Annotated in this window: 15 protein-coding genes; 7 read left to right on the top strand and 8 right to left on the bottom strand. The window is 37.6% G+C overall.

Annotated features, from left to right (window positions below):
* Positions 1–109 precede the first annotated feature (109 nt).
* Together BFL47_RS19860 and BFL47_RS18015 are read right to left on the bottom strand one after the other, a co-directional pair.
* Positions 110–286: a hypothetical protein gene (locus tag BFL47_RS19860; RefSeq protein WP_170827350.1), complete on the bottom strand. Its 177-nt coding sequence runs from the start codon at positions 284–286 to the stop codon at positions 110–112.
* 761 nt (positions 287–1,047) lie between these two features.
* Entirely contained in the window at positions 1,048–1,899 is an 852-nt protein-coding gene (locus BFL47_RS18015; protein WP_069661196.1) for a UDP-2,3-diacylglucosamine diphosphatase, read from the bottom strand.
* A 134-nt stretch (positions 1,900–2,033) separates the two neighbouring features.
* Between BFL47_RS18015 and BFL47_RS18010 the strand changes: the two genes are divergently transcribed.
* From BFL47_RS18010 to BFL47_RS18000, 3 genes are all read left to right on the top strand, one after another.
* Positions 2,034–2,591, top strand: coding sequence for a YeeE/YedE family protein (locus tag BFL47_RS18010; RefSeq protein WP_069661195.1), 558 nt, complete (start codon positions 2,034–2,036; stop codon positions 2,589–2,591).
* A 4-nt stretch (positions 2,592–2,595) separates the two neighbouring features.
* Positions 2,596–3,009: a DUF6691 family protein gene (locus BFL47_RS18005; RefSeq protein WP_069661194.1), complete on the top strand. Its 414-nt coding sequence runs from the start codon at positions 2,596–2,598 to the stop codon at positions 3,007–3,009.
* 417 nt (positions 3,010–3,426) lie between these two features.
* On the top strand, positions 3,427–4,845 hold the full coding sequence (locus BFL47_RS18000; RefSeq protein WP_069661193.1) for an APC family permease: 1,419 nt from the start codon (positions 3,427–3,429) through the stop codon (positions 4,843–4,845).
* Between the two features lie 159 nt (positions 4,846–5,004).
* Here the strand turns inward: BFL47_RS18000 and BFL47_RS17995 are convergent, their stop codons facing one another.
* Entirely contained in the window at positions 5,005–5,733 is a 729-nt protein-coding gene (locus tag BFL47_RS17995) for a head GIN domain-containing protein (RefSeq protein ID WP_069661192.1), read from the bottom strand.
* 250 nt (positions 5,734–5,983) lie between these two features.
* On the opposite strand from BFL47_RS17995, the gene BFL47_RS17990 reads away from it, so the two are divergent.
* The 3 genes from BFL47_RS17990 to BFL47_RS17980 all read left to right on the top strand — a co-directional run bounded on the left by BFL47_RS17990 (position 5,984) and on the right by BFL47_RS17980 (position 8,635).
* Positions 5,984–6,520 (top strand): protein-tyrosine phosphatase family protein, encoded by a 537-nt coding sequence (locus tag BFL47_RS17990; protein ID WP_069661191.1) that lies wholly within the window; start codon positions 5,984–5,986, stop codon positions 6,518–6,520.
* A gap of 196 nt (positions 6,521–6,716) precedes the next feature.
* Positions 6,717–7,562 (top strand): arsenite methyltransferase, encoded by an 846-nt coding sequence (locus BFL47_RS17985; RefSeq protein ID WP_069661190.1) that lies wholly within the window; start codon positions 6,717–6,719, stop codon positions 7,560–7,562.
* A gap of 212 nt (positions 7,563–7,774) precedes the next feature.
* Positions 7,775–8,635: an MBL fold metallo-hydrolase gene (locus BFL47_RS17980; RefSeq protein WP_069661189.1), complete on the top strand. Its 861-nt coding sequence runs from the start codon at positions 7,775–7,777 to the stop codon at positions 8,633–8,635.
* An 18-nt stretch (positions 8,636–8,653) separates the two neighbouring features.
* Here the strand turns inward: BFL47_RS17980 and tmk are convergent, their stop codons facing one another.
* Together tmk and BFL47_RS17970 are read right to left on the bottom strand one after the other, a co-directional pair.
* Positions 8,654–9,274, bottom strand: coding sequence for a dTMP kinase (gene tmk, locus BFL47_RS17975; RefSeq protein ID WP_069661188.1), 621 nt, complete (start codon positions 9,272–9,274; stop codon positions 8,654–8,656).
* A 340-nt stretch (positions 9,275–9,614) separates the two neighbouring features.
* Positions 9,615–10,589, bottom strand: coding sequence for a hypothetical protein (locus tag BFL47_RS17970; RefSeq protein ID WP_069661187.1), 975 nt, complete (start codon positions 10,587–10,589; stop codon positions 9,615–9,617).
* Positions 10,590–11,034: 445 nt separating this feature from the next.
* On the opposite strand from BFL47_RS17970, the gene BFL47_RS17965 reads away from it, so the two are divergent.
* Positions 11,035–11,436: a PEGA domain-containing protein gene (locus BFL47_RS17965; protein WP_069661186.1), complete on the top strand. Its 402-nt coding sequence runs from the start codon at positions 11,035–11,037 to the stop codon at positions 11,434–11,436.
* A gap of 481 nt (positions 11,437–11,917) precedes the next feature.
* Here the strand turns inward: BFL47_RS17965 and BFL47_RS17960 are convergent, their stop codons facing one another.
* Genes BFL47_RS17960 through BFL47_RS17950 form a run of 3 tightly spaced genes read right to left on the bottom strand, consistent with a single transcriptional unit; the run spans position 11,918 to position 17,871 of the window.
* Positions 11,918–12,754 (bottom strand): endonuclease/exonuclease/phosphatase family protein, encoded by an 837-nt coding sequence (locus BFL47_RS17960; protein WP_069661185.1) that lies wholly within the window; start codon positions 12,752–12,754, stop codon positions 11,918–11,920.
* A 45-nt stretch (positions 12,755–12,799) separates the two neighbouring features.
* Positions 12,800–14,581 carry a RagB/SusD family nutrient uptake outer membrane protein gene (locus BFL47_RS17955; protein ID WP_069661184.1) on the bottom strand — a complete coding sequence of 594 codons (1,782 nt, stop codon included), beginning with the start codon at positions 14,579–14,581 and terminating at the stop codon, positions 12,800–12,802.
* 29 nt (positions 14,582–14,610) lie between these two features.
* On the bottom strand, positions 14,611–17,871 hold the full coding sequence (locus tag BFL47_RS17950) for a SusC/RagA family TonB-linked outer membrane protein (RefSeq protein ID WP_069661183.1): 3,261 nt from the start codon (positions 17,869–17,871) through the stop codon (positions 14,611–14,613).
* Between the last annotated feature and the right edge of the window lie 146 nt (positions 17,872–18,017).

Raw genomic sequence — 18,017 nt, 5'->3', positions numbered from 1 at the left:
ATCCTTTAAATGCTGTCGTTTCTTTTGCACAGTAAATAATGTCCATGCAAAACCAACATATAATACTGTCACAATTACGGTGAGAATGACCAGATCTAAATTTTCCATGTTAGTTTTTCTTTTTAGTATTAAAATAGATCAGCAATCCTACCATTGTAGGCGGCCAAAGCCCGATAAATATAGCACGATCGTGGTCTTTTAAAATTATGTAGTAATACTCAGAAATAAATATGATGGCTATGATCATAGTCAGTATCGCAAATTCAATTTTAGAGAATTTATTCATTGGATTTTATTTATTAATTTACAAAATGGATAGTGGTTATTTACTGTCTAACTAATAAGAGAGGAAGCGCAATATAAAAATTACGTGATTTGTTTTGCCCATAAAACTTTTATAGATAATTAGATCATTGTCTGGTCCATAAACTACGAATAAGGTAAAGGCACTTTTATGTCTGTTTTGTAATTGTATTTTGTTTTAAAGAAAAGGATATTAATTTTCTTATTGATTCAACAAGTTATAGATAAGTTATCTCATAATTACTATGTATTTAAAATAAATCTATAAATTCTATAGTTGTGAAAAAAAAGGAGTTTACAATTGCTTTATTTTACTGAACTTAGAAATTAAACAGCTGTAGTCGGTCATTTGTTTAATCTCATATACATTATTAATTTGCTTAGGAATGCGTTAATCTTTCATTTGTTTTAGTACACTGATGAAGTTTATGTTTTAACGGCTATTATGAAAAAAACGAGGGGCAAATTACTTTTGCATTGCATCAGTCAGGAGGGTACACACGTAGAGAAATTTGCCGTCTGATGGGCAATTCACAGGCAACTTTCTTGTAGTGCAAGAAAAAATATAGAGGCTTAAGAGAGTGCTGATTTGCGTAAACTTTACCAGCTGGAGATTGATAATTTACATCTTTGAAAAATTGGTTGCTGGCCTGAGTCTGATGTATTGACATTTGTGTGAGATCAGATACAGGCAGATATGCTTTGAGTTATAGAAGTATTTGGTTAAGTAGCATTGTCTGTAAATCAGTACTCAATCTTAAACTTTTCGAACATGCTTTTAATGTCTAATTTAGATTGAAGATCTTCCAAATCAAGTAGGTCAGTCTCATCCACACTGCTCTCCATATATAGCGCAGGTAAATATTTATAAATACTCCACTTTCCTTTATGATACTCCAAAGCAGTTAAGTTTTCTACCCAATCACCCGAGTTAAGGTAAAGTACTTCCCCATTGCTGGTAGTTATCGACCTTAATTCAGGCTGATGAATATGTCCACAGATAACATAATCATAGCCTTTTTCTCCCGCTAATTCCGCTGCAGTCTGTTCAAAGTCATTGATAAATTTAACGGCATCTTTAAACTTAGCTTTAATCCTCTTAGAAAAGCTCATCTTTTCCTGATGCATTAAAGTAAGGCCCCAATTAACCATTTGATTCAAGATAATTAACGTATCGTAGCCTACTGCGCCTAATTTGGCAAGCCATTTCGAATGCTGCATCGTGATATCGAATACGTCCCCGTGAAAAAACCAAGCTTTATGTTTACCATCTAAATCAAGTACCAACTTATCTACCAAATTGAAGCTGCCAATTTGAAGATCACTGAATTTTCGAAGCATTTCATCATGATTTCCCGTTAAATAATACACAGGCACGCCTTCAGATACAAACTTCATTAATCTTCTTACCACCTTCATATGCGACTCCGGCCAGTAGGATTTACTGAATTGCCAGATGTCAATAATGTCACCATTAAGAATAATCTTTTTAGGCTTTATGCTTTTCAGATAGATAAGTAGTTCCCGGGCATGACAGCCATACGTTCCAAGATGTACATCAGATATTACAAGCAGGTCTATTTCCCTTTTTGGCATGGATTAATTTTATGTTAAAATTTGAAATTTAATATGAATTGCAAGTTAAATTTATATTAGCTTATCACTTAAATGTCATATTTTAAAAGCTCAATAAATAGGTTAAAGCTGTTATCTTTGTGTAACATATAATTATGATTGAACTACTTAAACAACCCTGGCCATGGTATACATCAGGTATATCTATTGCTTTCATCATGATTTTACTGTTGGTATACGGTAAATCCTTTGGCTTTTCTTCCAATTTAAGAGCATTATGTACTTTAGCAGGTGCAGGCAAAAGAGTTAAATTCTTTGATTTTGACTGGAAAACCCAAAAATGGAATCTTTTATTCCTTATTGGCTCAATACTGGGAGGTTGGCTTTCGTCCACCGTTTTGAAAAATGAAGAGCCAATGCATCTGTCAGCTGCCACAATTCTTGATATTGAAAAATTAGGAGTTGCCTTTGATGGGCAGATGAACCCCTCAGCGATCTTTGGTGCCGACTTTGCCACATCGCCTAAAGGCTTTCTAATACTACTGGTAGGAGGTCTCCTTGTAGGCTTTGGCTCACGTTATGCAGGTGGATGTACGTCCGGGCATGCTATAAGTGGACTTTCTAACCTGCAAATTCCCTCATTGTTAGCAGTAATAGGCTTTTTTGCAGGAGGACTAATTATGACACATCTTTTATTACCCTATATATTCTAAATAAATGAAAGGTTTAAAATTTATATTGGCAGGCATTCTATTTGGTGTAATTATGTCTAAGTCTGAAGCGATTTCCTGGTATCGTATCCAGGAGATGTTCCGCTTTCAATCTTTCCATATGTATGGCATTATCGGCACCGCTGTAATTATTGGAGCTATAGCCGTATTTCTGATTAAAAAATTCAAGATTAAAGATACGGATGGTAGTCAGATTGTTCTTCAGGATAAAAAGAAAAGCTGGCCCAGATATATTATAGGAGGATCTATATTTGGCCTTGGTTGGGCATTAACAGGCGCATGTCCAGGTCCTATGTTTGTAAACATAGGTTACGGATATTGGTCTATGCTCATCGTCATATTTGGCTCTTTACTTGGAACTTACCTATATGGTGTTATTAGAGATAAACTTCCCCATTAATTAGATTAGTAATCAGCTGTAAACACTCCTTTATCCAACTTAATTTTCTCAAATTAAGAGAGATCATAAGCCGGACGGAATGGTTGGAAAAGTATGCTGAGCCTCAAGGTCATAGTACAAAGTACCCTTGCCTCCCTTAGTAAGCAACACTTCCCCCACACTGAATTTTTCCTGAAAGAAATGTACGCTAAAGTCTTCCGAAAAGTAATATTATTCAGCTGCTTATAGTACTCTGTTCGCAAAAGAAATAATTCAATTAAAAATATGTTGTATGAAATGTATCTGTACTGATTTATATTTCTGTTTTCAGAATAAAAGAAAGTTTTTTACGATAGAAAACAAATTATAAGCTAAATTCTGTTTATTAAACTAATAAAAAGTATCTTTCCCTTAAAAATACATCTATTCCTCTTACTAATGACTCAAAACACATCTTTCAAGCCATCCTTAAAATTAATGGATGCTACTATGCTTGTCGCGGGGAGCATGATAGGGTCCGGTATATTTATAGTCAGTGCTGATATCAGCCGGAATGTAGGAAGTTCCGGTTGGCTCATATTTGTCTGGCTACTAACCGGATTTATGACCCTAACTGCTGCCCTGAGTTATGGCGAACTCAGCTCAATGTTTCCCAAAGCTGGTGGTCAATACGTTTATCTCAAAGAAGCTTTTAATCCACTGATCAGTTTTATGTACGGCTGGAGTTTCTTTCTGGTGATCCAAACGGCTACAATTGCGGCTGTAGGTGTCGCCTTTGCCAAGTTCACCGCTTATCTGATCCCGCAATTCAGTGAAGACCTGGTTGCTCTTGATCTCGGATTTCTAACTATTTCGCCAGCCCAGTTACTCTCTATAATTATTATCGTTTTCCTGACTTACATCAATACCCAGGGCATAAACAGTGGTAAAGTTATTCAAACTGTTTTCACATTAACAAAATTGCTCAGTTTATTGGGACTGATCATCTTTGGGCTATTTGCTATAAAGGCAGATACATGGAACCTCAACTGGTCAAATATGTGGGATATGCATAAGATAAATTTGGATGGTACTACCGCTCAATATACCACTATGGCTGCTTTTGGTGCGATAGCAGCATCTATGGTCGGCTCTATTTTTAGTAGTGATGCCTGGAATAATGTCACCTTCATTGCCGGTGAAATCAAGAACCCTAAACGAAATATTGGCCTGAGCCTGGCTCTGGGAACTCTTATTGTTACGGTAATTTATGTCAGTACCAACATCATGTATACCGGTGTATTGTCCCTTCATGAGATAGCAACGGCTAGCAAAGATCGGGTAGCGGTTGCAGCATCTCAACAAATTTTTGCCAGTGCAGGTACCGTTATTATCGCCTTGATGATTATGATATCTACTTTTGGCTGCAATAATGGATTAATTATGGCAGGAGCCAGGGTTTATTATTCAATGGCACACGATGGTTTGTTTATTCGTAGAGTAGGTAAGCTGAACAAAAATTCAGTACCCGCATTTGGCTTATGGATCCAGTGTATTGTTGCTTGCTTATGGTGTCTGAGCGGTAAGTATGGCGATCTGCTCGACATGATCTCTTTTGTGGTTGTCGTATTTTATATGCTTACTATTGCGGGCATTTTTGTATTGCGAGTTAAAAGGCCTTTAGCGGACCGTCCTTATAAAGCTATTGGGTATCCGGTGCTACCAATTTTGTATATTGTAATGGGATTGACATTCTGTACTTTGCTGATTATCTATAAGCCCAATTATACATGGCCCGGATTAATTATTACATTGAGCGGTATTCCTGTATATTACCTGATCAAAAAGCTGGATAAAAAGGCACTTATAAGTGATTAATGTATCAACGGACATAAAAATAAAACATGATTAAATGTATAACCTTATGGTTTAGCCTTTAGGCACTGAAGTCTTTTAATGTAATATTATGTAATGAACTACCGTCAAAAATAGTAGTCCATTACATAATAATTGACCTAATAAAATTTTTAACCAGTATTAAAACCTGCCTATATCACCACTTCCAGATTTGGATGAAGAAATCTGCTTCGGGGTACCTGTATAACGGATATCCCCTGAGCCGGCAACTGATGCATCAAGTTGTTGTAATACATTTACCCCTACATTTCCTGACCCTCTTACCTGAACAATACTTTTGGTTGTTGCCAAGTCTCTACCTGAAAAATCACCCGATCCTGTAACCGTAACACTCGAAGTCTGAGCCTGACCTGAAAGCTTCATGTCACCAGAGCCAGTAAGCTCACTTTCAAGCGTTTTTACATTGACCTTACCTGATACATCTCCTGAGCCGGTTAATTTTAACCTTAATTTACTGGTGCTGATCCCTTCCGCAAACGAAACATTTCCTGAACCAATGACGCTAATGCGATTAAGGTCTTTAGCTGTCACATAAATAGCAGTTTTTTTATTTTCCCAGCTAAAATTAAAGTTAGATTTTTTGGTGTAAATCTTAAGAGTTCCCCCTTCTACCTCTGTTATTATGCGGTCTATCACATCATCATTTGCCTCTACAATAACTGATTCCGTATTTCCTTGTTTAATAAACACATCATAGGAACCAATTACTTCTACTCCCGTGAATCCGGATATATGTCTGTTTTGCTTATCATTCATACTCATTCCTAAAGCGGAAAGAGGTTTCGAATAACAGGTATAGGCGCCTGTTATCAACGTAGTGGCCAGCAAAATAGTGAAGAGTGATTTCATAGTTTTATTTTTTTATTTAAGACGCTCATTCAACTCCTTTGGTTACAAACTATTATGTAAAATTTATTCAAACGATATGAACCCATCAAACAGATCCATGTACCTGTATTCATTTAATTGGAATATACAGGACTTAGTAGCATACATTCTCCTGCAAATAAAGGGTGTGTTGTGTCACATAAGCCATACAAACGTATTTTATTTTAACTAAAAAGCTTTATTGTAGTAAGTGGTGCTAACTTTGCGCCTTATGCTTAAAAAAGTTAAAAGCCTTATTACACTCGTAGTTATTTTCTTCCAAAAAGTATACGATCATTTTTACCGCTTAATTAAAGGTATTCCTACCATTAAGAGGAGTCAGATTACGGCGGACTTGTTTCTGGGGAGTCAGTATAATAAAGTGGGACTGAGAAAACTAAAAGCATTAGGTATCACCGCTATTGTCAATATGCGCATACATTCAATTTATAGGAAAGCACAATACAAAGGATTTGAATACCGCCATTTTCCCACAATTGACAACACCGCACCCTCTTTGGAAGTACTCGTAAAAGGAGCACAGTTTATTGATGAGCAGATTAAAAAAAACGGGAAAGTATATGTGCATTGTAGACAAGGACTAGGCAGGGGACCCACCATGGCAATCGCTTACTTGTTGAAATCAGGATTAACCTTTGAAGATGCTCTTGGCTTAGTAAAAAAAGTCAGGCCATTTATCAATCCCCGTAGATGTCAGATTACCAGATTGAAAGAACTGGAACAGTTTTACAATGCGCAAGTCATTTAAATTCAGCCTAACCATTTCTTTATATTATATTTTATCCTTTCTTTTTTGATGGCATGGTGTCATATTAAACTAAATAGTTTGTGGTTTATTTAAATTAATCGTAATATATGCAATATAAAGAATGGCCTATATTTAAATTATATAAAGGCCGTTAATCCTTTTTAAAATGAGTGTTAACTCACATAAGATACAAATCATGAAAACTGACGAACAAATAAAAGAATTAGTAAGGCAAAAATACAGTGAAATAGCTTTGCAGGACAAATCAACAAACGAAACATCATGTTGTGGATCAGGTGGATGCAGTACTGAAGTGTACAATATCATGAATGATGATTACACTAATCTTGAAGGCTACAATGCAGATGCAGATTTAGGTCTTGGTTGTGGTCTTCCTACCCAATTCGCCATGTTTAAAACCGGCGATACCGTCATTGACCTGGGATCAGGAGCTGGAAACGATTGTTTTATTGCAAGAGCAGAGGTTGGAGAAACAGGCAAAGTAATTGGTATAGATTTTACGGAAGCTATGATCAATAAAGCCCGGGACAATGCCGAAAAGCTTGGTTTTAACAATGTTGAATTCAGACAAGGGGATATTGAAAATATGCCTGTTACCGCCAACGCAGCCAATGTTATTGTCAGCAATTGCGTATTGAACCTGGTACCCAATAAAAACAATGTATTTAAAGAGATCTATCGGGTATTAAAACCAGGAGGTCATTTCAGTATTTCAGATGTCGTATTGGTAGGGGATTTACCTGACAAACTTAAAGATGCCGCCGAAATGTATGCTGGCTGTGTTTCCGGAGCTATTCAAAAAGATAGCTATATGGAGCTTATCCAGTCAAATGGATTTATTAATTTTCAGATTCAAAAACAAAAACCGATTAATATCCCTGATGATATTCTCGCTAATTATTTAAGTCCTGTTGAAATTAAAGCCTTCAGGTCCGGTGAAACGGGAATTTTCAGTATCAGTGTTTTTGCAGAAAAACCTGCCCAAGAGTCTTGCTGTAAACCTGGAACCGGATGCTGCTAATCAGGAAATTTCCAATTCTTATCAGAAGTACGCTCTGAAAGCAGCGTGGAGAAAATAGAAGTTTTTGCTGTACTATTAAGAGTTAAGTATAAACTCCAAAAAGTAAGTGTTTTTACTCAAGTGGAAGTATAAGTACTGATAATTTACATAGGTGTATTTGGTTGTCATCAAAGGTAACTATCTTGTGTTGTGAAGGTAATTATATACGAATCATGAAACTAATTGAAGATAATAAATTTATTCCTATGACTTCTGTATCAAGTGGTTCAGGTAAGGAAGTAAGGAGTGATATCTACTATTATACCAATCACATTGTTAACATTGTTATGATTGGCGATCCGGAAGGTGAAGACTGGTTTTTAGTAGATACAGGAATGCCATTCAGTGGCAAGGAAATCATCTTTATAACAGAAGAGCGCTTTGGAAAAGGCAGTAAACCTAAAGCAATTTTCCTAACTCATGGACATTTCGATCATGTAGGAGGCATCGTTGATTTATTAGAAGCGTGGGATGTACAGGTTTATGCTCATTTACTTGAATTTCCTTATCTAACCGGTAAAAAAAGCTATCCAGATTCCGATACTTCTGTTGAAGGAGGTTTATTGGCTAAGATATCTTCTATTTATCCATACGAACCAGTCGACATTGGAGAGGTTTTGCTTCCCTTGCCTCACAATGGAAGTGTTCCCGGATTACCCGAATGGAGATGGATTGCGGCACCAGGTCATTCACCAGGACAAGTAGTATTCTTTCGTGAGCGAGACAAGATCCTTCTTTCTGCTGATGCATTTATTACCGTAAGGCAGGATTCACTATATAAAGTACTAATACAGAAAGAGGAAATAAACGGTCCGCCCAGATATTTTACCACTGACTGGCAAGCAGCAGCGGAAACAGTTAAAGAGCTGGCCTCTTTAAATCCTGAACTCGTCATCTCTGGCCACGGACAGTTTATGGAAGGAGAAGAGTTAAGAGCAGGACTGGAAATTTTAGCCTATGGATTCGATAAATTAGCTAAACCTAAATACGGTAAATATGTGACTGATACGGATCAAGAACTGGAACACCAGTAAATAAAAAGATTGATGGAGCTATAATTGTGCAGAAATACCTTCCCAAATCTTAGCAGCAACTGCTTCCTGTGAAGCATTTCCATCTATCACTAAAATCTTTTCTTCTTCCTTTAATACAGCAATTACTTCCAGGTATTTATTTCTAACCTGCTGAAGATTATCAATGGTTTCATAAAGTTCAATTACACTTCGGCCTTTGTTCAGCCTGTCCATACTCAGTTCCGGGTCAATATCAATGTAAATGTTCAGATCTGGCCTTAAAAGACCAGCACTGAGTGCATTCGCTTCAATCACCCAATTCAGATCCATGTGGACACTATGATACGCATAAGAAGAAAAGTAGTACCTGTCTGATATGACCGTATAACCTTCATCCAGTTTTTTTAAAATTCCGTCCGTTTTATTGAGTAAATGATCTAACCGGTCCGCAACAAATAAACCTGCGATGGTACGGTGATCTGCTTCCATTTTATGCGTGAAAATGTCTCTAATGATGGAACCAATAGGGCTTTTTGTAGGTTCGAATGTGTTATAAACTTTTATACCTTCTTTTATTAGGCGATCAGTCAAAAGTTTTACCTGAGTGCTTTTGCCACTTCCATCAATGCCCTCGAAGGCGATAAATAAGTTCTTTTTCATTCAATAAATGATTGCACAATTAATAATCAAACCAGTTTTTGTAAGAAACAGGCGGAGCAAAAATAGGATTAAAATAGCTTAGGGTTCACATCAATGGAATATAAGTTTTAATCATTAAGCAACCCTGCTGTTTAAATACCTGCATTTATTCATAATTTTTGTAATTAATTCAGCTTTCAGCGAAAATTGCCATTCGGAATTTCAATCTAATTAACCCTCCATGAAAATAGTAATAACCTTGGCTGAAGTATTATTGGTAAGTTAATGGACAATGAACCTGGTAGCGGTAAAATACATGAAGACCCGTTAGTAAAAGAAATGGAGAAGAAAGATTAGTTGTCTAATTCTTGCTTGTTTTTCTAAATGAAATACGCCCTCTCGGGATATGATCTGGAATTATCTTCATTGCTTCAGCCTTTTTGCGGGTTAAAAGGGCCTGCTTACTTACCTTATTATCCAAGTTTAACATCATTGTGTTGCCTTTATAAAACATTACCTTAATCTTTTCTTCTCTCCCAGGATAGTTGGATGATTGCATATAAACCTCTTTTATAGGGTAGACTGATGATTTTTCGGATTGAAAAGTGCCGATGATTGCACAGGGACTGAACGCTCTACTATTCAGCAAAATACTTTCATTGGTTTGATTGATAGGAGAGTAGAGCATTAGCGACATGCTTACCAATGCCAAACAATCTTCAGGAACTGTTTCTGTAAAAGTGATGACTTGTCCTTCTATACTTTGATATCCTTCCAGATCCAAATCCTGAAAACCCAAGTTTTCATAATACTCTTCCCTGAAGTTAAAAGCAACCAACATCAGCCTTATGCGGTGTTTCATATAGGCTCCGCTTTGGTTTTTAGGCCTTTTGATGTCTGTTTTTGTATTTAATGAACCCAAAGTAACACTCACCAAACCTTCTGCACTTTTATTGACCGAATGACTCATCTGCAGCACTTCATGCAATTTACTGTTTGCATTGAAATCCAACCCGTTAAGCAGGGAAAGATTCCCATCATGCAAATCCCTTTTTCCTTTCTCGCCGCTTATATTATTCAATATCGACTGGTACACCAGTTGGGTACTTCTGTAAGCTGCCGTTCCATCTTTGAAAAAATAAGCCGGTTCAAATGCAGCTCGGATAACTGCAGCGGCTGAACTCGAAAGTCCAAACTCGGTAGCGCTCCTGATCGTTTTTTCAGATTGCTTAAATGCCTTAGCTTTGCCCTGTAAGATATTCTTTCCCCGATACTCACGGTAAATTACTGAACCTGCGGTTCCGTGTACCATTCCTTTCTTATCTATTGTAGCCATACTTTCTATATTTTTAAGTAAAGTCGTAATTTCAGATTCTTGTAGCAAAACAAATGCTAAATCTTCTCAAATCTTCCGGGAAACGGCACGAATTTTCTATAATAAACATTGTGCTTAATCTTTAAATCTTCCAAAGCAAACCACCTATGATCAGTTGTTTCCTTTTTAATAGCATGCTAATTCCCTTTAATTTAAATTCCAAATCGAAATATGGCAGAATAACTGAATAAAACATATAATTCAAAGCAAAAACGAACTAATAAAATATCGGTGTAAGTCCGACTTAACCTTATCTATATCGGACTCATTCTTGATGCTTATTGCAATCTTATTAGAAAAAACACTCTTTGGATGCAAATAAGCACATTGTTGATAAATAATAAGCGTATTAATTTAAGATTAAATGAATTATAGCTACTTTGCACGAATAATAAAAACCTTATTCATGAATAAAATTTTACAATTCGCAGTAATAGCTGGTGTCGCATTTTCAACATCAAGTTGCTGCACCATTTTTAAAGGATCCAGAGAATCTATACGAGTAGTAAGTAATCCCCCAGGAGCAACCGTAGAAGTTGACGGAATTGAAAGAGGAATAACTCCTTTAGATGTCAGTTTAAAAAAAGGATTTTCCGGTCAGACAGTTGTTTTGAAAAAAGATGGATTTGACACTAGATCTTTTAGACCTGAAACAGCATTTGATGCGGTAAGTGTCCTTAATTTATTTTTCTGGCCAGGTTTTATAATTGACGCGGCAACAGGATCTATGATGAAATATGATCTTAAATCTTATGAGTTAAAGTTAACCAAACCCGAATCAACTGTTCAGGTTTTACCAAAAAAATAGTACAAATGAACCCGGTTAATCGCTGGGTTCATTACTTCACTTGTTGCATTTTCTCAAGTACCTCTACGAAACGTGCTTTAAATTCGCCAACTGTCATTGTTTTCATAGCCCTTGAACTAAGATGATTTTTATAAATGAGCTTATGTCAAGATGTTATTTGCTTAACAACTTGACAAGTATCGATTGCTGTATCTAACTTGCCTGTTTTATAACGAACATGTGAGATGTATGCTCTGGGGTTTGATGAATGAACAAAGGCAAACCAATTTGCCTTGGGGACAAAGACCTGGAGATTCCATACCTCAGGTATGGCAACGTGGCCTTTATTATTCAAATTTAAAGTCTTATGATCTAGCCAAAATAGATAGCATAAAATTACATATCGAGAAGTAAATGAAGTAGCAATTATAGGTATAAACAAAAACAAGCCTAATGCATTTTGCACCGGCTTGTTTTTTTACTTATCATATTTTACTAAGTTCTATAACTCTACTACTGCTTTCACTGGAAAATGGTCTGATGGGAATTTACCAAAATAAGTATCAGTGAGAATGCCCCATTTCTTTGCGGTAAACTGTTTGGTCATGAATATATGATCAATAACAGCCATTCCACGCGGTGTTTTGAATGCATTCATGGATGAGTTGTTTTCATAGGGATATTTCACTTTAGCATGTACGTCTTGTAAGATACCAGAGTTGGCGAGTGTTAGATACCATTCGCTGCTACGGTCGCCGTTCAGGTCTCCGGTAAACAAGACGGGTTCATTCTTCGCTATTTCTTTAATCTTTTTCAGGATCAGTTTCGCGCTTTCTTTACGGGCGATCAAACCTTGATGATCAAAATGCACATTGAACATGTAGAACATTTTTTTACTTTGGATGTCCTGAAGGTAAACCCAAGTGCAGATGCGGTTGCAGCAGGTAGCATCCCAACCTTTTCCGGGTACATCAGGTGTTTCTGATAGCCAGAAGTTACCTTTGTTGAGCAGTTTAAACTTATCTTTCCGATAATAAATAGCGGAATGTTCACCTGCATCTTTGCCGTCATCACGACCAACGCCATAATGTGCATATTCAGGCAGGGCAGCACTAATGTCGTCAATCTGGTTTATTAATCCTTCCTGAATTCCCAGTACATCAAAGTCATGGAAGCGGATCAGGTTGGCTACAACAGGTGCCCGGTTAACCCATAAGTTACCTGAGTCGCCTGGATTATCATAGCGAATATTGAAGGTTCCTACAGTGATCGACTGTGCATTGCTGGCCATGGTGATCATGAAAAGTACTGCTGTTAATGTTAATGATCTTAATTTCATACAATTTGTTTTTTCATTTTGTTAAAAGCAATCGTTTTAAACGATTTATTGCCAATTCGGATTCTGTTTAATTGCTGGGTTTGTTTGTAAGTCAACTTGTGGAATAGGGTAGTAGTATTGCTTATCATTATCAAACCATTTGCGGGAGATCTCATTCATCCAGGTCAATTCTCCAGATGTTCCATTTTTTAATAGCTGTGAATTTGTGTTATTGCCTATTTTCGGAGAGACGTTTACATAGGTTACTCCCGCTACAGCCGGTGATGGTGCAGTGCCTTGATAAAATGCTACATCCAGAATGCCGTCTTCATTCAAATCTATTGGTGTTACTAATGAAGGAACATAAAAACCATTCCATTCCTGGGTCATTAGTGAACCTCTTTTCCATCTTAATATGTCACTATAACGGAATCCTTCCAAACTTAGTTCAATACCTCTTTCACGTCTTACTTCCAGAATAACTGGATCTGTAATGCCTGGGAAATAATTAGTAACCAAATAAGGGTCAGCTACAGTTGGCTTAGTGGTTAAACCCCCTGTTATTCCGGCTCTTGCACGAAGTACACCGATAGTTTGTGCCCATTCAACATCTGTAAGTGTACCCAGTTCGACTTTTGCCTCAGCATAGTTTAACAGCACTTCTGCATACCTGAATAAGGGAATAGCATTTATATTTAGTGCCCCTGCATCATAATAAATATCATCCAAAGTCCACTTAATGGGCTGATAACCGGTAAAAGTGTAAGAAAATAAAGGTGGCGCAGGTATCTGAGTCCCATTACTAATCCTTTTGTAATCGCCTGAGCGGATCGTTTGCTTTAACCGTAGATCCCTGTTTTTAACCTCATCCTTGAATAACATAGTACGATATGCAGGGTCATTTGTGTATGGAGTTCCGTCAAGTTTTAAGTACGTATTGATAAAAGTTCTGGTAAAACTTGCTTTTGCGCCATATGTTCCACTTGTCCACCACCAATTGGCTTCATTTAAAACATTTAAAGCTAAGTCACTAATTGTAGCCTGTAATACTTCTGTGGCTACAGGTAAAGTACTGATAAATACCTGGCGATATGAAACACCTGCTCCACCTGCAGTATTGATGGTATACCCGCCGTTATCCATTACGTATTTTGCGGCATCTGCAGCATTGGTAAGCCATGAATTGGCTGTAGACTGAAGACTAAGTTCGGTATGGTATTTTCTAAATGTACCTTCGAAAAGGCATAATCGCGATTTGTATGCATAGGCAACATATTTAGTGATCGTACTTCGTGTGGCATCAGTTGTGGCGGTGATATTGGCACAAGCAAAGTTGATGTCCGCTAATACGGAATCCATTACAACTTCACGTTTATCTCGTGGTCCATTTAATGCAGGATCGTCAATTTCAAGTGGTTTTCCGATCCATGGAACATCTCCAAAACGTTTAATTTTTTCCATATAAAAGTAGGCCCTATAATATCTGGCGATACCAAGATAATTGTTCCTTACCTCTACCGGAACCTTAGGGTCATTACAATTCACGATAAAATAATTGATATTTCTTAAATCAGTCCAACTCCATCCTGAACTTGATACTGCTGAGTATCCATCTTGAAAGAAAGGATCTACTGATCGAACGGCCAGATAATCTGACACAGCATCCTGACTGGTAGAGTTGCGAGGCAGAAAGCCCATGTTGTAAAATGAATTCGTGTACAATTTTAATCCACTTTCGTTGCCGAATACTGCAGATTTGGTAGCTGTAGATTCAGGCTCCTGATCGAGGTTATCACATGCGGTGAAACCCAGGCAACCTAGCAGAATCCATATATAGTATTTTTTCATGATTGTTTTTTTATTTGTTATAGATCTGCTTAAAACCCAATGTTTAAGCCTAATGATACGCTTTTTAGCAAAGGATAGTTATAACCATCACCGGTGCGAGTGTTTGCATTTAAGTCCTGATCTGCAGGTACCGCGTTTTCTACATCTATGGTTTTAACAATTTTATAAAGCGGTGAATAGGTAAACAAGTTTTCTCCGGAAAAGAATACTCTTGCGTTACGGGCACCGATCTGCGATATTAGCCTAACGGGCAAATTGTATCCCACTTGAATATTCTTCATCCTCAGATAGGCTACGTTTTGCAGGTATTTGGTTTGAGCTACACCAAGTTCTCTGTTAGTATTGCTGGATGCAGCACGTGACATCGTTCTTGGAAAGTAAGCATTCGTGTTTTCTGGCGTCCACATATTGCCAACCTGAAAGGTAGGGATGTTGTTGTAAGGCCTGTTATATTGACCCCAAAACATTTCTGTTTCTGTACTTGGATACCAATTTTGCTTGGCAACTCCTTGAAAGAAGGTCGAGAAGAAGAAGTTATTCCAGTCTGCACCAAGGTTTATGCCATACATATATCTTGGAGCGTTATTTCCTATAATTTTCCTGTCACCTGAATTAGCAACCGTGTTGGAGCCTACATTGATAAAGCCATCACCATTTAAGTCTTTTAATTTAATATCTCCAGGATACCAGATATTAGTTGGAGATGCTCTCATTTGTGGGCTTTGTTTTGCATGAGCATCTATATCTGCCTGATCGACAAAAAATCCTTCTGTTTCGTATCCCCAAATCTCACCTATTACCATTCCTTCGTAATAACCAGAACCATCACCATTGCCATTCACATTGGTCAGTAATTTGGTTGGATTGTTGAACTTGGTAATTTTTGATTTATTATCTGCTAGGGTAAGGCGGAAATTGTACTTAAAAGGTTTCTCATTACCAATTTTGTCATTCCAGTTTAAGGATAATTCCCAGCCTTTGGTTTCCAAATCAGCATAGTTTCCTTTAGGTGCTGTATTCCCGAAAATTGCGGGAGGGGTTAAGCCTACAGTAAACATGTCTGTTGTTTTTCGCAAATAAGCATCACCAGCAAATGTTAACCGGTTGGAGAACATGGAAAGATCTAATCCTAAGTTGGTCGTCGTGGATGTTTCCCAAGTTATTCCATCAGGAAGAACCGCAGGCTGGCTGGTTGTTTGTGGTCTGACGCCATTCAGCACTAACCCGGATTGTGAAATATTAAAAATTTCCTGATATGCATATGAGTTAATATTTCCGTTACCCAGCGATCCATAAGATGCTCTTAATTTTAGATCGGAAATGAGTTTGGGAGAGATTTTCCAAAATGGCTCCTGGTTGATTCTCCATCCTGCAGAAACAGAAGGGAAGAAACCATAGCGCTGATCAGATGGGAATTTAGATGAACCATCGTATCTTGCATTTACTTCTACCAGGTACCTATCCTTGAAAACGTAGTTTAAGCGGGAGAATCCTCCTAGTATAGCCCATTTTTCATACCCTCCACCAGTGGTGATGGCTTGTCCAAGAACTAGATTGAGGTCTGTAGCGTCTTCAAAGATGATTCCATTCCTTTGGGTAGCAAGTCTTTGATAAGTAGATTGTTCATAGTTATAACCAGCCATGAATTTTACATAGTGGTCATTATTAAAGGTGTTTTCAAACTCACCGTATATGTTCGTAGCCAGATACTGTGTTTCCCTTCTGTCGAATAAAAGATCATTGGTCGTTGTTCCTACATAAGCAATCTTCCCCTGTGTGGTACTGTATGGAACCTGTACTCGTTTCTGGTCTATATTATTATCAGTGTTACGGAAAGTGAAATCACCATTTACCCTAAATTTGTTGTTAAAGAAGTTTGATCTGAATCCTGTTATGTTTCTAAAAACCTGCTTTTTGGTATCAATACCGTTCTTTCCATAATAAAGATCTCCAACGGTATAGGCTGCTGTAAAAGTCAGAGAGCCATCCGGGTTAAACATGGGAACTGTAGGGTGCCCTTCATCTGCTATGTTTCTCCAAATTCCACCACCCTCTCCTACGTTGATGGGGTTATGGTAGTTCATCACAGAGAAATCAGCATTATTTTCAATGCTCAACCAAGGGAATACCTCCACAGAGCCTTTGGCACGAATGTTTTTCATGTCATAGTCGTCCGTATTGTAGCGGAAGAGTCCATCCTGTTGTAAAAAGCGACCTGATACAAGGAAAGATGTTTTATCACCACTTCCGCTTATTGATATGTTATTTTCGCTGGCAGCTGTATTCTTTTTATACAATTGACCATACCAATCGGTATTGCCATAATAGGTGTATTCACCTGTTGTGGGGTTGACCTCTACTTCATTGTAAGGTTGGCCTGATTCTGCCCTTCTTTTAAATTCATCCAAGTATGCCTGAGAGAACTTTTGAGTTTTATTTGCGTTTTGAGGAAAAGCGCCATCTCCGTTTACGAATGCTTCGGAAAACATTTTCGCCCATGTATAACCGTCAGTGACGAAGTCAGGGGTTTGAAGCGGGCTTTTTATAGCGTAATTAGAGGAGAAAGTAACGTTTGTTCTGCCTTTTGCTGCTTTTTTTGTGGTGATCAGGATTACTCCGAATACTCCTCTTGCTCCATATATTGCAGCAGATGCGGCATCTTTAAGCATGGAAACGGTCTCAATATCGTTAGGGTTAAGTAGACTTGGGTCGCCCTCAAATCCATCTATAAGAACTAAGGCACTTCCACCTTGTCCAATTGATGTGGTACCTCTGATGTTATAACTGGGAGACTGGGTTGGTTTTCCATCAAGCATCCTGATATTTAGATTGGGCATAACTCCCTGCAGGCCTTGTGAAAGGTTTGGAATCGGCCTGTTTTGCAAGGTTTCACTCGTTACCTGGTCGACTGCACCAGTAAGATTAGCCTTCTTTTGCACTCCATAACCGACTACAACGATTTCGTTTAAGGTTTTCGAATCTGCTTCAAGTTTTACATTAATCGTTGTTTTGTTATCTAAAGCAATTTCCTGGGTTGCGAATCCGATAAAGGAAAAAACAAGGACTGATTTACTGTTAAGCCCTTGAATAGTGTATTTTCCATTTCCATCTGTTCTTGTTTGAAGTTTGGTTCCTTTTACGGTTACGTTTACACCGGGAATGGATAAATTATCCCGATCATTGACTGTACCGCTAATTGTTTGTGACTGCGCATAGGTGCCGACACAGGCAATTAGCAGAGCCGCAGACAGGAGAAATTTTGTTAGTCTGGTAGTTCTCTTAATTTTCATACGCTTTTGATTTTGGTCGCAAAGGTATCTGAGGAGTTTTAAGGGAATGTTAAAACGATTTAACGATTATGTTAACTGGAGAAATAAAATATCAATAAAATAATTTATTTAATTTTTTATACTGTTGTCCGGTAAAAGAAAAAAGG

Source organism: Arcticibacter eurypsychrophilus (assembly GCF_001730525.1).
Taxonomy (GTDB): domain Bacteria; phylum Bacteroidota; class Bacteroidia; order Sphingobacteriales; family Sphingobacteriaceae; genus Arcticibacter; species Arcticibacter eurypsychrophilus.
This window is presented reverse-complemented; position numbering and strand designations above follow the sequence as displayed.

What these genes read in the sequence shown, in the direction of transcription:
- BFL47_RS18010 (WP_069661195.1), top strand. Translation starts at nt 2,034, where the DNA reads ATGATTGAACTACTTAAACAACCCTGGCCATGGTATACATCAGGTATA.
- BFL47_RS17995 (WP_069661192.1), bottom strand. Translation starts at nt 5,733, where the DNA reads ATGAAATCACTCTTCACTATTTTGCTGGCCACTACGTTGATAACAGGC.
- BFL47_RS18000 (WP_069661193.1), top strand. Translation starts at nt 3,427, where the DNA reads ATGACTCAAAACACATCTTTCAAGCCATCCTTAAAATTAATGGATGCT.
- BFL47_RS17980 (WP_069661189.1), top strand. Translation starts at nt 7,775, where the DNA reads ATGAAACTAATTGAAGATAATAAATTTATTCCTATGACTTCTGTATCA.
- BFL47_RS17960 (WP_069661185.1), bottom strand. Translation starts at nt 12,754, where the DNA reads ATGAAATTAAGATCATTAACATTAACAGCAGTACTTTTCATGATCACC.
- BFL47_RS17985 (WP_069661190.1), top strand. Translation starts at nt 6,717, where the DNA reads ATGAAAACTGACGAACAAATAAAAGAATTAGTAAGGCAAAAATACAGT.
- BFL47_RS18015 (WP_069661196.1), bottom strand. Translation starts at nt 1,899, where the DNA reads ATGCCAAAAAGGGAAATAGACCTGCTTGTAATATCTGATGTACATCTT.
- BFL47_RS17950 (WP_069661183.1), bottom strand. Translation starts at nt 17,871, where the DNA reads ATGAAAATTAAGAGAACTACCAGACTAACAAAATTTCTCCTGTCTGCG.
- BFL47_RS17970 (WP_069661187.1), bottom strand. Translation starts at nt 10,589, where the DNA reads ATGGCTACAATAGATAAGAAAGGAATGGTACACGGAACCGCAGGTTCA.
- BFL47_RS17965 (WP_069661186.1), top strand. Translation starts at nt 11,035, where the DNA reads ATGAATAAAATTTTACAATTCGCAGTAATAGCTGGTGTCGCATTTTCA.
- BFL47_RS19860 (WP_170827350.1), bottom strand. Translation starts at nt 286, where the DNA reads ATGAATAAATTCTCTAAAATTGAATTTGCGATACTGACTATGATCATA.
- BFL47_RS17955 (WP_069661184.1), bottom strand. Translation starts at nt 14,581, where the DNA reads ATGAAAAAATACTATATATGGATTCTGCTAGGTTGCCTGGGTTTCACC.
- BFL47_RS18005 (WP_069661194.1), top strand. Translation starts at nt 2,596, where the DNA reads ATGAAAGGTTTAAAATTTATATTGGCAGGCATTCTATTTGGTGTAATT.
- tmk (WP_069661188.1), bottom strand. Translation starts at nt 9,274, where the DNA reads ATGAAAAAGAACTTATTTATCGCCTTCGAGGGCATTGATGGAAGTGGC.
- BFL47_RS17990 (WP_069661191.1), top strand. Translation starts at nt 5,984, where the DNA reads ATGCTTAAAAAAGTTAAAAGCCTTATTACACTCGTAGTTATTTTCTTC.